The organism is Parabacteroides sp. ZJ-118 (genome assembly GCF_011038785.1).
GTDB lineage: Bacteria > Bacteroidota > Bacteroidia > Bacteroidales > Tannerellaceae > Parabacteroides.
Map to the genome: position 1 here is coordinate 73,057 of NZ_JAAKDT010000008.1, position 14,306 is coordinate 87,362.

The following is a 14,306-nucleotide window of genomic DNA, read 5'->3' on the forward strand; positions in this document are numbered from 1 at the left end:
GCTATTAACAAAAAGAAACCATAAAGTATGAGACAACATGTCGCGATATTCGCGTTAGGGCTTTCCCTACTGACCTCTTGCCTGGCGGATCCCGCTTACCGGAAGGTCGAGAATGGCTTGGTGGCCGATATCCGTTCCGGACAGGCGAAGGCCGTCAAGCTGGAGGTAATCTCGGAGGATATCATCCGGGTAATCGCCTCCCCGGACGGTACGTTTTCCAACTCAGTGAACTTGATCAAGGACACGAAGGCGCTGCCCGCCCCCTCGTTCCGGATAACGACCTCGGGGGACACGATCGTCGTGTCTACGCGGACCACGCAGGCCCATCTTTCCCGGGAGACCGGAGAGGTGCGCTTTACCGACGCCGACGGACGCACGATCCTTCGCGAGAAGACAAACGGCGGCAAGGCGTTCACGCCCATCGAGGTGGAAGGAACCAAAGGCTATACCTTGCGCCAGGTATTTGAGGGCGAGGATGGCGAGGGGCTTTACGGCCTGGGGCAGCATCAGAGCGATGAGTTCAATTACAAGGGTAAGAACGAGGAGCTTTTCCAGTACAACACGAAGGTGAGCATACCGTTTATCGTTTCCTCAAAAGGGTATGGCATACTTTGGCATAACTATTCCTTGAGCCGTTTCGGCGACAAGCGTCCGTACGCCGATCTGGGCGATGTCTTTGGCCTGTACGGGAAAGACGGGAAGGCAGGGGCGCTGACCGCTACCTACTATACGGACAAGACGGGGCATTCCGTTTGGGTCAAACGGGACGAGGAGAAGGTGGATTATGAGAATCTGAAAACCATCCGGAACCTGCCGGCAGGCTTCCCGAAGCCGGGCGCCTCCGCTACGTGGGAGGGCGAGATTGAGGCGAAAGAGACGGGCACGTATCATTTCAAACTGCATTACGCCGGTTATACCAAGGTGTTCGTGAATAACGAGGAGATCATCCCGGAGCGTTGGCGCGCGGCATGGAACCCGAATGATTACAAGGCTACGGCCGATCTGGAAAAGGGCAAGCGTTATCCGATCCGTATCGAGTGGCTGCCGGATGGCGATGTCTCTTACCTCGGCTTGAAGGTATTATCGCCGTTGCCGGAGGAGGAGCGGGGGCAGCTGGCTTTCTGGTCGGAGATGGGGGATGATATCGATTACTACTTCATCCATGGCGGATCTTCCATGGACAAGGTGATCAGCGGCTACCGCACGATTACGGGCAAGAGCCCGATCATGCCGAAATGGGCGATGGGATTCTGGTTGAGCCGGGAGCGTTACAAGACGCAAGAGGAGTTATTGACCGCCCTGGACGAATACCGCGAGCGGCAGGTTCCCCTGGACGTGATCGTGCAGGACTGGAGCTATTGGCCGGTAGACGCGTGGGGCAGCCACGAGTTTGACAAGGAGCGCTTCCCGGACCCGAAGGGTATGATCCGGGAGATCCACGATAAGGATGCCCGCATCATGATCTCCGTATGGCCGAAGTTCTACCGGACGACGGAGCATTACAAGGAGTTGGACGCGCTGGGCGCCATGTATCAGCAGGCGATCAAAGACAGCATTCGCGACTGGATTTATCCGGGCTATATCGGCTCTTTCTATGACGCGTACAACCCGAAGGCTCGCAAGCTTTTCTGGGAACAGATGAACGAGCATCTGTATTCCCTGGGCATCGACGCCTGGTGGATGGACGCTTCCGAGCCGAACGTACAGGATAATACGGACATCGAATACCGGAAGGCGCTTTGCGGGCCGACTTACCTGGGCCCCTCCGCGAAATACTTCAACGCGTATGCCTTGGAGAACGCCGAGGCGATCTACGACGGACAACGCGGCGTAAACCCGGATGACCGTGTATTCCTGTTGACCCGTTCCGGTTTCGCCGGCCAGCAACGTTACTCTACCGCTACCTGGAGTGGCGATATCGGTACGCGCTGGGAGGATATGAAAGCGCAGATCAGCGCCGGACTGAATTTCGCCATGTCCGGTATCCCCTATTGGACGATGGATATCGGGGGCTTCAGCGTGGAGAACCGTTATATGAGCGCCAAGGAGGGTAGCGAGGATTTGAAGGAATGGAGGGAGCTGAACAACCGTTGGTATCAGTTCGGGGCTTTCTGCCCGTTGTTCCGCAGCCACGGGCAATATCCTTTCCGCGAGATCTACAATATCGCTCCGGAAGGGACGCCTACGTACCAATCGATGAAATATTATACCGAGTTGCGCTATCAATTGATGCCGTATATCTATAGCTTGGCCGCCAAGACGCATTTCGAGGATTATACGATCATGCGTGCCTTGGTGATGGATTACGCGAACGACGAGAAGACCTATTCCGTAGACGACCAGTTCATGTTCGGCCCGGCCTTCATGGCATGTCCGGTCTACGCGTATAAGGCACGGAGCCGCGAGGTGTACTTCCCGGCCGGCATTTGGTACGATTTTTACAGCGGTAAGTCTGTGCGGGGCGGAACGACGATGGACGCCGACGCGCCTTACGAGCGCATACCGTTGTTCGTGAGGGCCGGATCGATCCTGCCGACCGGAAAGGTAATCCAATCCACGAAAGAGGAGCAGAAGGAGCTGACCGTATATGTCTATACCGGTGCTGACGGTTCGTTCACCCTGTATGAGGATAATGGCGTGACCTATGATTATGAGAAGGGGAGCTTCGCCACCATCCCGTTCGCTTACGACGAGGCCCGCCATACCTTGTCTATCGGCAAGCAGGAGGGGAATTACCCGGGTATGATCCGCGAACGCCGGATCACGGTACGCTTCATCACGCCGGAGAACCCTTCCGGCAAGGAGGTGAAGATCGCTTACGAGGGCGATGCGATGGATATCAGTCTTTAGCGCGATAGATAAACAGAATCACTGATGAATCGAGGAGTAAAAAAACGAATGATGCCACTGATGAATCGGCCACTTGTTTGGCTTTTGAGTCTATGGTTCGCGGCCTGTTCCCCCACCGGGGAGCAGGTGCGTGAACGCAGTTCATGGAATGACGATTGGAAGTTTGCCTTGTCGGACAGCGTCCCGGATTATTCATCCCCGGACAGCGATGATTCCGCTTGGCGTGTCTTATCTTTACCGCATGATTGGAGTATCGAGGCGGATTTCTCCCTCGATAACCCGGCTACCCCCGGCGGCGGCGCGCTGCCGGGCGGGATAGGTTGGTACCGCAAGACATTCACCCTTCCGGAGACAGACCGGGGCAAGGTGGTTTATGTGGATTTCGACGGAATTTACCGGAATAGCGAGGTTTGGATCAACGGACATTCGCTGGGATTCCGTCCGAACGGTTATGCCTCGTTTCGTTATGATCTGACGCCTTATCTGAGGTATGGGAACCAACCGAACGTAATTGCCGTGAGGGCGGATAATAGCGAGCAGCCGAACTCCCGCTGGTATTCCGGCTCCGGTATCTACCGCAACGTATGGTTGGTAAAGGTGAATCCGGTACATGTAGACCACTGGGGTACTTTCGCGCACGATATGAGGATCTCACCGGAGGAGGCCACCTTCGCCTTAGAGGTGCGCGTGCGGAATAACGGGACGGAGGATAGGGAGGCGGAAGTATCCACCTCGATTTACGACAGTGATAACCGCCCGGTTACGCCGCCCGTGACCGCTCGGTTACGGATACCGTACGCGAGCGGATCCGACGGACCTACGCAGGCCTACGCGGACACGGCATATAGGGGGGCATCTGTCGATCATCGGTTCTCGATCCCGGATCCCAAGCTCTGGAGTCCTGATTCTCCCTCGCTCTACACGGCCGTCACGGAAGTGAAAGTGGCCGGCAGGGTGGTGGATCGTTACGAGACGGTATTCGGCCTTCGCACGTTCCGTTGGGATTCCGCTACCGGCTTTTATTTGAACGATAAGCCTTTGAAGATAAAAGGGGTTTGCCTGCATCACGACTTGGGCTGCCTGGGTACCGCCGTGAATACGCGGGCTATCGAGCGCCAGCTGCGGATCCTGAAGGAGATGGGCGTGAACGCGATCCGTACCAGCCATAACGCCCCGGCGCCCGAGTTGCTGGATCTTTGCGATCGCATGGGTTTCCTGGTGCAGGATGAGTCTTTCGATATGTGGGAACGCCGTAAGTCCCCGTACGATTACGCCCGGTATTTCGCGGAGTGGCACGTGCGGGATTTGACAGACCAGATCTTGCGCGACCGGAATCACGCCTCTGTCTTCATGTGGAGTATCGGCAATGAGGTGCTTGAGCAATGGAACCATGCCGACGCCACGGAGCTGGATCTGCAAGCGGTGAACCTGGTCTTGAACGCCGGCCATGCCATTGATTCCGCTTTGCTGAAGGATACGACCCTGAGTCGTCAATCCTTGATCACCCGTCACCTGGCGGCAGTCGTGAAACAGCTGGATACTTCCCGGGTCGTCACCGCCGGCTGTAACGAGGTGAACCCGGCGAACCATTTGTTCCGCTCGGAGGCCTTGGATGTACTGGGCTTCAACTACCATGAGCGATATCTCGAGCCGTTCCCCCGGAATTTCCCCGGAAAGAGACTGATCGTGAGCGAGTCTACCTCGGCCTTGATGACCCGCGGCTATTATGAGATGCCGTCCGACCAAATTTATATCCGTCCGGGATCGTGGGATAAGTCTTTCGAGGCTCCCGAGCATGTCTGTTCCTCGTATGATAATTGCCATGTACCTTGGGGCTCCACCCATGAGCGGGCTTGGCACCTGGTGAAAACCCTTCCGCACGTATCCGGCCTGTTCGTATGGACCGGTTTCGATTATCTGGGCGAGCCGACTCCCTATTGGTGGCCCAGCCGGAGCAGCTTCTTCGGTATCGTGGATCTGGCGGGTTTCCCGAAGGATGTGTATTATATGTATAAGAGCGAGTGGACGAACGAGCCGGTATTGCACATCTTCCCGCATTGGAACTGGAAGGATGGCGAGCCGGTGGATGTCTGGGCCTATTATAACCAGGCCGATGAGGTAGAGCTCTTCCTAAACGGGAAGAGCCTGGGCGTACGGCAAAAAACAGACAGCACCTATCATGTCTCTTGGCGTGTGCCTTTCACGCCCGGAACCTTGAGAGCCGTCTCTCGCTCAGAGGGTAAGGAGGTCTTGGTGAAAGAGATCCATACGGCCGGAGAGCCGGCCCGTTTGGTCTTGACCCCGGATCGTAGCGTCATCCAGGCGGATGGCTCGGATCTGTCGTTTGTAACCGTGGATGTATGCGATATCGATGGTAACCGGGTTCCCGACGCTACCTCATTGATCCGTTTTTCCGTAGAGGGCCCGGGTGAGATCGCCGGGACGGATAACGGAGATCCGAACGACCCGAATAGCCTCCGTAAACCGGAACGGCGAGCCTACTACGGAAAAGCCTTGGCCGTGATCCGGAACAAGGGCGGACAGGGCGACATCCTCCTGAAAGCCGTAGCCGAGGGATTGCCCGAGGCGATGGTAACGATTCAGGCTCGATAATGAACGGGCTTCGCGTTTTCCGCGAGATCGACATTCTTCCGTATGAGACAGGCGGCCGCCCCGAGGGTTATTCTCCTGGGCTGTCGGGGCTTGTCGGGGGCAAATATGGCGATTGTCGCTATATTTTCTTCTCGATAACCGCCTGAACGACATTTAATACATAATCGCCCAGCTTCTCACTCTCGCTAACCATGTCCATGTAATAGACGCCATCCTGATAGTGGTACAGCTTGTTGTTGATATCCTCGATATTCCGGCTCTTCAACTGGTTGCGATAGTTGTTGATCTCGTTCTCCATGTTATAAGAAGGATTGATATCGTCCGATACGGGTTCCGGCTTACGCAAGATCAGGTTCATGCGATTCAACGCCCCGGATACCAGCTCGAACATGCGATCCAAATGCCTGTTTTGCTCCTCCGTGAATTCGGATTTGAACTCGTTCCTGCGCTTGATGCTTCGGGCAAGGTTGTTACAGGAATCCGCTATACTCTCGATTTCCGAGACGGCGCGTAGCATGATACGGATCTCCTCTTTGCTCTCGGAGCTCAGGCGGCCTTCCGACACGGCGGTCAGGTAGTTCGCGATCTCGATCTCCATGCGGTCGCTGATATTCTCGTATTTCTCGATGCGGCTATACGTCTTGAGGAAGGTCTCCTCGTCCTTCTCGTAGAATAGCTCTCTCACCATATGAAACATCCGGGCCGTACGCTCGGCGAACAAGGAGATCTCTTTATGAGCTTGCAGGATGGAGAGCTCGGCGGTGGATAACATACCTCCCGTGATATAGCGAAGGCGGTATTCCTCGTCTTCCACCTTGGGCTTGATCAGCGTACGTACGGTCTTCTCGATCAGGCTTACGAACCAGATCATGATGAACGTATTGCTGATATTGAACGCGGTGTGGAACGCCGCCAGTTTAAAGGATACCGCCACGGCCGGATCGCTGACTTTCATCACATGGGCGACAAACCAGGAGACAGCGTTCGTGAAAGGATAGAAAAGCGCCAAGACCCACAGGACACCGAAGATGTTGAAAACGAGATGTGCCAACGCGGCCCGTCGCGCTTGCGTGTTTCCGGTCAACGCGGCCAGGTTGGCCGTGATCGTGGTCCCGATATTCTCGCCCAATACCAAAGCGACCCCCAAATGATAATCGATCCAGCCGTTGGCGCACATGATCAACGTGATAGCCATCGTAGCGGCGGAGGCTTGTACGATCATGGTCAAAATCGCCCCGACGAATAGGAACAGGATGATGGAGAGAAATCCCATATCCGTATAGTTCTGCACGAAAGCCAGCATTTCCGGGTTCGCCTCGAGATCCGGGGCGTTTGCCTTTAAGCTTTGAAGCCCCATGAACAGGAACGCGAAACCAAAAACAAATTCGCCCATTGATTTGCGAGAGCTTTTCCCGGAGAAGAAGAGCGGGAGGGCGAACGCTAAAAGGGGAAGGGCGAACGCGGCGATATCGACCTTGAAACCGAGGGCGGAGATAAGCCATGCCGTCACTGTGGTCCCGATGTTGGCACCCATGATGACGCCGATGGATTGGGTTAACGTCAAAAGCCCGGCGTTCACGAAACTCACGACCATGACCGTCGTGGCCGATGATGATTGGATGAGAGCCGTTATTAATACACCGGTGAGCACACCGGTCACTCTGTTTGTGGTCATCGCGGTTAGTATTCGACGTAAGCTGTCACCCGCAAATTTTTGTAACCCTTCACTCATGATCTTCATTCCGTACAAGAACAGCGCCAAGGAGCCGATCAGTCGGAGAAAATCAAAAAAAGAATAGTCCATTTAAATTACGTTTAAGTGGATTGTATATCCGATTAATATTCCTAACTTTAGGGGGCGAATTTACAAATAATAACTGAAATAGTATGTCTGAGACCATAACAATTTACTGCGAAAATAATGGTACCTACAAGGATGTACCCGTTGGTTCCTCGTTGTTGGACATTTATACGGCGGTCGGCGCTCCGCTTCGGTACAGGCCGATGAACGCGCGAGTGAATAATAAGACGGAAGGCCTGAACTTCCGTTGCTGGCAACCGAAGGATATCGAATTCATCGACTATACTCAATTATCCGGATTGAGAACATACGTCCGCTCGCTTTGTCACATATTTTCCAAGGCGGTGTATGATATTTGGCCGACAGCCACATTGAATCTGGAGCATCCGGTGTCGAGAGGCTATTATTGTGTGATCCATAACGGCAAGAATATTGATCCGGAGATGATCGGGAAGATCAAGAAACGCATGTGGGAATTGATCGACGCGGATCTTCCGTTCCTCCATAAGCGTGTCCGTACGGCGGATGCCTCCGTATTGTTCCGGGAGCGGGGTATGAATGACAAGGCTCGTTTAATAGAGACGGCTGGATTGCCTTATACCTCCTATTATGAATTGGAAGGTTATATCAATTTCTTCTATGGCTGTTTGACCCCTTCGACCGGTTATATCCAACTGTTTGACCTGGAACCGTATATGGATGGCGTTTTGCTTCGCGTCCCGAAGCAGTCCGACCCGACGGAATTGCAGCCTGTCATTAAGCAGGATAAGATGTTCGGGGCTTATAAGGAGCACCTTGCGTTGCAGCGGACGGTCGGTCTGGATAATGTCGGGGATTTGAATTTGGCGATAGAGAAAGGTCGTTCGCAGGATATTATCCTTGTCTCTGAGGCGATGCAGGAGAAACAGGTCGCCAAGATCGCCGAGAAGATCGCTGACGGATATAAAGAGGGCATCCGTATCGTCTTGATCTCCGGCCCCTCCTCTTCGGGAAAGACTACGTTTTGCAAGCGTTTGCAGGTACAATTGACGACCAATCTGCTCCATCCGGTAGGAATCTCCTTGGATGATTATTTCCTGAATCGGGAAGATACGCCGAGAGATGAGCACGGCGAGTATGATTTTGAGTCTTTGTACGCGTTGGATCTACCTTATTTCAATAAGGATTTGAAGAGGTTGTTATCCGGGGAAGAGATCGATTTGCCGACTTTTGACTTCGAGACTGGCCAGCGGGTTTTCAAAGGGAAGAGACTTAAGCTTCGAGAGAACTCGATTTTGGTGATGGAAGGTATTCATGCCTTGAATCCGGAGCTGACGGAGTTTATCGATGATAAATATAAGTATCGGGTGTATGTCTCGGTCTTGACCTCTATCTCTTTGGACAATCACAACTGGATACCCACGACGGACAATCGCCTGCTGCGCCGTATCATCCGGGATTATCGCTTTAGGGGATATTCGGCGGAAGATACGATTAACCGTTGGCCGAGCGTTCGCCGGGGTGAGGACAAATGGATCTTTCCGTATCAGGAGAACGCGGACGCTATGTTTAATAGCGCCATGTTGTATGAGTTGGCCGCTTTGCGCAAATTCGCGGAACCGATCCTCGCGCAAGTACCGGAGAGCAGCAAGGCGAACGCGGAGGCATATCGTCTGCTCCGTTTCCTCCGCTACTTTAATTACATCCCGACGGAGGAACTTCCCGGAACTTCTTTGCTCCGTGAATTCTTGGGGGGAGGAAGCTTCAAGTACTAGGTAGAATCAGACTCTATAAAGCCTTTAAAAAAGACGTACGTGTTTTTTTGAGATCATACCACGGCTCTTTCATTTAAACCAAAAGAACAAGCATATCATCCCTTACCCGGTTCGTTTCGAATCGGGTAATCCGTGGGTTGCCCGCTATAAAATAGTACCCTCTCCGAAAGAACGAGGCAGTTTTAAATGAAAGAGCCGTGTGGCTCCGGCCTTGTTTTTTATTCTGTCAGTGTAAAATTCACGCGATTTTTATCTAAATTTGCTACCGTAATATTAAAATATACAACCTTGAAAGAGAAGGATTTTGAAATAATGGCGCCTGTCGGTTCCTATGAATCGTTGATGGCGGCTATACAAGGGGGGGCAGACTCTATTTATTTCGGTATCGAAGGATTGAATATGCGTTCTCGCTCGTCGAATAATTTTACGACGGAAGATTTGCGTAAGATCGTCGCTATTTGCCAAGAACATACTATCAAGAGTTATCTCACGGTTAATACGGTCATTTATGGTGAGGATCTTCCGTTGATGCGGGAAATTATAGATGCCGCTAAGGATGCGGGTGTCTCCGCCATTATCGCCGCAGATGTGGCCGCTATGAGTTATGCAAATAGCATCGGGCAAGAGGTGCACTTATCCACGCAGTTGAATGTCTCGAACGTGGAGGCGTTGAAGTTTTACGCCCGCTTCGCTGATGTGGTCGTATTGGCTCGTGAATTGAACTTAAAGCAGGTGAATGAGATTTATCAGGAGATCGTGAAGCAACAGATCAAGGGTCCGAAAGGGGAGTTGATCCGCATAGAGATGTTCGCTCACGGGGCCTTGTGTATGGCCGTGTCCGGTAAATGCTATTTGAGTTTGCATGAGATGAATGCTTCCGCTAATCGGGGGGCTTGCATGCAAATTTGCCGTCGTGCCTATACGGTGCATGATAAGGATAGCCAGATCGAGCTAGATGTTGAGAATCAGTATATTATGTCGCCGAAGGACTTGAAGACGATTCATTTCATGAATAAGATGATGGATGCCGGCGTACGTGTGTTCAAGCTGGAGGGGCGTGCCCGCGGGCCGGAATATGTGCGTCTCGTGACCGAATGTTATAAAGAGGCGGTCAAGGCCTATTGCGAAGGCACTTTTGATGAAGAAAAGGTAGCGGTTTGGGACGAGCGTCTGCGCAGGGTCTTTAATCGCGGCTTTTGGGATGGCTACTATCTGGGACAACGATTGGGTGAATGGAGCAGTAAATATGGCTCCGGTGCTACCCGTAAGAAAGTGTATGTGGCACGGGGTATCAAATACTTCAGTGGAATCGGTGTCGCCGAGTTTGAGATGGAGTCCGGTTCCTTGAGAGTAGGCGATGAGATCTTGGTAACGGGTCCCACGACCGGAGCTGTTATGCGGACCGTCGATGAGATCCGGGTAGACCTGAAACCGGTAGAGGAGACCGTGAAAGGGGAACGCTTCTCGATAAAGATATCCGAGAAGATCCGCCCGTCCGATCGTCTCTATAAAATGGAAAAGGTACAAATCGAAAAAGAATTACGATAATGAAGGAATATAGTTTTAAACTGACAGACAAGGTTCGCGATTACGAGTGCGATTTGCAAGGCGTGGTGAATAACTCCAATTACCAGCATTATATGGAGCATACCCGTCATGAGTTTTTGGAGTCGTTGGGCGAGAATTTCGGCGCCATGCATGAGAAGGGCATCGATGCCTTCGTGGCCCGTGTGGATATCCAGTTTAAAAACTCTTTGCGGAGCGGCGATCGGTATATTTCTTGCCTGAATGTATATAAGAAGGGAGTGAAACTGGTATTCGAGCAAGATATCTATCGGGAATCCGATGGGGTGCTGGCTATTAAAGGAGTCGTGGAGTCAGTTGTCGTAGAGAATGGTAAATTAACCAGAGGGGAATATTTCGATGGGATGCTAGAGCGAATAGAATCAAAACAAGCATAAATGACGGACAAACAGATTTACCAAATCGGCCTTACTATGATTAATGGGGTAGGAGATATCCTAGCCCGCCATCTCCTGGAAGCGTTGGGGGATGCGGAGGCTGTGTTTACGGAAAAGCGCCAGTCGCTAGAGAAGATACCGGGTATCGGCGATTCGATTATCGCCGAGATCAAGCGGGTGGATGTACTCTTACGGGCAGAGAAAGAATTGGTTTTTGCCCAAAAGAACGGTATCTCTATCTATTTCTTGACAGATATGAATTATCCGGAACGTCTGCGGGAATGCCCGGACGCTCCGGTTTTATTTTATTTCAAGGGGAATGCGGATTTAAACGCTGCCCATATCATCAGCGTTGTGGGTACCCGCAGAGCCTCCGCTTATGGGCAGGAAGTGACCGAGTGTTTATTGCGGGATTTGTCCGTGATTTTCCCGGATCTATTGGTTGTTAGCGGACTTGCGTATGGCATCGATGTTTGTGCCCATCGGAATGCGTTGAAGAATCAATTGCCAACGGTTGGCGTATTGGCGCATGGCTTGGATCGTATCTATCCTCCTACGCATCGCTCTACGGCGGTCGAGATGTTGGAGCGGGGAGGTTTATTGACCGACTTCCCTAGCGGGACGAATCCGGATCGGCAGAATTTTATCCGGCGAAACCGGATCGTAGCTGGTCTGGCGGATGCCACGATCGTTATTGAATCGGCGGAGAAAGGAGGCTCTTTAATTACGGCGGATATCGCTTTCTCATATGGCCGGGATGTCTATGCCTTCCCGGGTCGAGTAACGGATACCAACTCTAGGGGATGTAATAACTTGATCCGGCAGAATAAAGGAGGCTTGATCTCTTGTGCTGACGATTTAATCATGGCGATGCGTTGGGATGTCGCTCAAAAGACGGACACATTACCGATCCAAACCCAATTATTATTTCCGGAGAACGAGGAGAGCGAACGGATCTTGTCACTTTTGAAGACGCGAAAGGAATCTCATATCAATGAATTGTCCGCAGCCTTGAATCTTCCGGTACATCAGTTATCCTCCCTGCTCTTTGAGTTGGAATTGGAAGGAAAGATAAAATCGATGCCGGGAAGCATCTATAAACGCACGGAACCCCTATAAATAATCTTGTCGCTGTTTCTCCATTCCTTCCTTGGACTGTTGTCGTGCGGCAAGGATGGCCGCATTGGCATGTGGATGCCGAAGAAGAGTAGCAGGGTCTCGCTGCCGGAGTTCCTGTAGGAGTATCCAAATTCTTCCTCTTCTGACGCTATAAACTCTATGCCTAAATACAATTTTTTACCATGCGCCCAATCTTGACTGCGCTGCTATAGCCAACTGACTATCTTTTGGTTATTTTCGTCAAACTCACGTAAAATAGTTAATTCATAGAATATCCCTATAAAGAGAATTAGTCTATATCCTGACAATTATTATGGAGTCCTATTTCCTGCTTCTTAGGAGAGGAAGAAGTGTCATAATACGTTTGCATGAATCCTTCGAACCAGTCATCGGAAGAATATGAGAAGTGTGCTGTCCGCAAAGTTAGTTCTTTGGGGGGACAATTCGTTTGTAATCGTTTATGGTAGTATCGGTTTTGTTCAAATTTCCCCTTTACGTAAGACGCGAGAGTGGAGAGTGATAAAGGTGCCATCGGACAGAAGTGGCAGGTCTCCGCCAAAGACACCTTTTTATTTATTTGATTTACAAGTATCTTTGGAATAAGATAATATCGTCCGAGACTCCATTTGCTCCCTAGATATTTATAAGGTATCCGTAGTCCTGCTTCGATGATTGGGAAAGTGCCGCATACATCGTATGAATTGCCATACAGTTGCAAAGCAGCGACAAAACGGGAAGCAAAGCGTCCCGTAATGATTAATTGGAATATTCGCATGAGATCCCTTTCGTTCGGCACTTGGAGCAAATAGCATGAACGGATATCCTCAAACTCCTTGCGCAATGCGGATTCGAACCGTTTGTAATATTCTTCATCTGCTACCGTATATTGTCTGGATCTCGTAACATAGTTTTGTATAAGTTCATCGCAGGTGGCATACCCTAAGATGGTGTAAAGTTCCGTTCCAAACATTCCTCCGAACTCCACATCACCGCGTTTTTCGCACTGGTACAGGGAGGTCATGATCCTGTTTTCCTTTGGTGACAATCCTTCGGTTAGCCTATAATAGGTTTCCGTTTGCTTGTCTGGGTCAGTCTCATAGACCTTCAGGGGAGAAGAGAGTATGTGGGCTACCTCAGAGGCAATTTTGAAATCAAGAGATTCCGTATTTGTCAAGGAGGAAATCCGCAGATGGGCATCGGTGTAGTATTCGTGGACAAAGGAGGTCACAAGTCGGCTATCAAATCCACCGGTGAGGGTCGTATAAATTTTCTTATCTTTGTATTCCGGGTGTCGGATGGCTTCCCTCAGTGTTTTTTTACTGTAAGATACCAACTTCTGTAGCGAATCTATTTTTCGGTTGTTGATTTCAAATTTCAGTTTGCCTACTGTCATTTCCCCCGATTGGAGGTGTATGGCCAAATATTCGAAAGCCGTTATGCGCCGGATCCGGTCCGACAGGGTACTGTCACCCAGCCAGACAGGATAGAGGCAATGCCGCATGGACAGGAATTCGAACGCTTTGTAATCATTCTTTTTACGCTTTTCATATTGGCCATACAAGGTTTGGAATGAGGAAGAGGCTATTTTACGTTCTTTGTCATAATAGATACTTCTGGTTTGCAGGAAATCCGAGAACAAGTATAGGGTGTCATTTTTGCGCAGGATAATCAGATATTGACCCAACAAATGTTTTTTGATTTCGGCGATTTGGCCTATGTGAAAATCTTGTAATATTTTCTTTAAAAAATCCCGAACTGTTTCTCCGCATACATGGGCAAAGCCCAAAAGATAAACACTGCTGTGTTCATCCTCAACAGACATTACCTTGTTCCCATTATAAAACGTAAGTGAGTCTGTGTTTCCGAATTTGTAATAAAAATCTGCCATTCTTTTCTTTATTTTAACGTGAGCCTGCCGAAAATTAAATAGTTGATAATTCAATAATTGGCGACATTGCATTCAAAGAACTAAATATTTGAGTCCACTTTAAAAAGTGGCGTATTTTAAAATTTGATAGTATTGAAGTCTGAAAATCGACTCCCGAAAATCGAGTTGTTCTTCAAGACCGGTTCTCTTAAAACAATAGTTCGTTAATTTTTTGATTCTTGGCAGATATGCTACAAAACACATTAAACCCTTTGATTATCAGTAAAATAGTCGCCTAAAAAGATGGTCAAGTGGCGAATTTTTCGTAACTTTATAGTTGA

8 protein-coding genes are annotated in these 14,306 nt (G+C 50.6%); 6 read left to right on the top strand and 2 right to left on the bottom strand.

The genetic code is table 11. The features are described 5' to 3' along the window. The first annotated feature begins 27 nt into the window (after positions 1–27). Complete coding sequence (locus G7Y39_RS04160) at positions 28–2,850, top strand: TIM-barrel domain-containing protein (protein WP_165155347.1); 2,823 nt, start codon at positions 28–30, stop codon at positions 2,848–2,850. Between the two features lie 60 nt (positions 2,851–2,910). Further along, positions 2,911–5,463, top strand: a complete 2,553-nt coding sequence (locus G7Y39_RS04165) for a sugar-binding domain-containing protein (protein ID WP_165155372.1) — start codon at positions 2,911–2,913, stop codon at positions 5,461–5,463. Positions 5,464–5,581: 118 nt separating this feature from the next. Here the strand turns inward: G7Y39_RS04165 and G7Y39_RS04170 are convergent, their stop codons facing one another. Next, positions 5,582–7,267: a Na/Pi cotransporter family protein gene (locus G7Y39_RS04170; protein WP_165155349.1), complete on the bottom strand. Its 1,686-nt coding sequence runs from the start codon at positions 7,265–7,267 to the stop codon at positions 5,582–5,584. Positions 7,268–7,350: 83 nt separating this feature from the next. Here G7Y39_RS04170 and G7Y39_RS04175 point away from each other — a divergent pair, with 83 nt between their 5' ends. The 4 genes from G7Y39_RS04175 (at position 7,351) to dprA (ending at position 12,098) form a co-directional block, all read left to right on the top strand. Continuing rightward, complete coding sequence (locus tag G7Y39_RS04175) at positions 7,351–9,018, top strand: nucleoside kinase (protein ID WP_165155351.1); 1,668 nt, start codon at positions 7,351–7,353, stop codon at positions 9,016–9,018. Positions 9,019–9,306: 288 nt separating this feature from the next. Beyond that, positions 9,307–10,566 carry a peptidase U32 family protein gene (locus G7Y39_RS04180; RefSeq protein WP_206225143.1) on the top strand — a complete coding sequence of 420 codons (1,260 nt, stop codon included), beginning with the start codon at positions 9,307–9,309 and terminating at the stop codon, positions 10,564–10,566. Further along, the gene (locus tag G7Y39_RS04185; protein ID WP_165155353.1) at positions 10,566–10,979 is read left to right on the top strand and encodes a thioesterase family protein; all 414 of its coding nucleotides are present in this window, start codon (positions 10,566–10,568) and stop codon (positions 10,977–10,979) included. Before G7Y39_RS04180 ends, G7Y39_RS04185 begins: the two co-directional genes overlap by 1 nt. Further along, a complete protein-coding gene (gene dprA / locus G7Y39_RS04190; RefSeq protein ID WP_165155355.1) occupies positions 10,980–12,098 on the top strand; it encodes a DNA-processing protein DprA in 1,119 nt (372 codons plus the stop codon). Between the two features lie 289 nt (positions 12,099–12,387). On the opposite strand, the gene G7Y39_RS04195 is transcribed toward dprA, so the two are convergent. Beyond that, positions 12,388–13,986, bottom strand: a complete 1,599-nt coding sequence (locus G7Y39_RS04195) for a hypothetical protein (protein WP_165155357.1) — start codon at positions 13,984–13,986, stop codon at positions 12,388–12,390. Positions 13,987–14,306 lie beyond the last annotated feature (320 nt).

Coding starts and splice junctions, on each gene's coding strand:
- G7Y39_RS04160 (WP_165155347.1), top strand. CDS start 28: ATGAGACAACATGTCGCGATATTCGCGTTAGGGCTTTCCCTACTGACC.
- G7Y39_RS04165 (WP_165155372.1), top strand. CDS start 2,911: ATGAATCGGCCACTTGTTTGGCTTTTGAGTCTATGGTTCGCGGCCTGT.
- G7Y39_RS04170 (WP_165155349.1), bottom strand. CDS start 7,267: ATGGACTATTCTTTTTTTGATTTTCTCCGACTGATCGGCTCCTTGGCG.
- G7Y39_RS04175 (WP_165155351.1), top strand. CDS start 7,351: ATGTCTGAGACCATAACAATTTACTGCGAAAATAATGGTACCTACAAG.
- G7Y39_RS04185 (WP_165155353.1), top strand. CDS start 10,566: ATGAAGGAATATAGTTTTAAACTGACAGACAAGGTTCGCGATTACGAG.
- dprA (WP_165155355.1), top strand. CDS start 10,980: ATGACGGACAAACAGATTTACCAAATCGGCCTTACTATGATTAATGGG.
- G7Y39_RS04195 (WP_165155357.1), bottom strand. CDS start 13,986: ATGGCAGATTTTTATTACAAATTCGGAAACACAGACTCACTTACGTTT.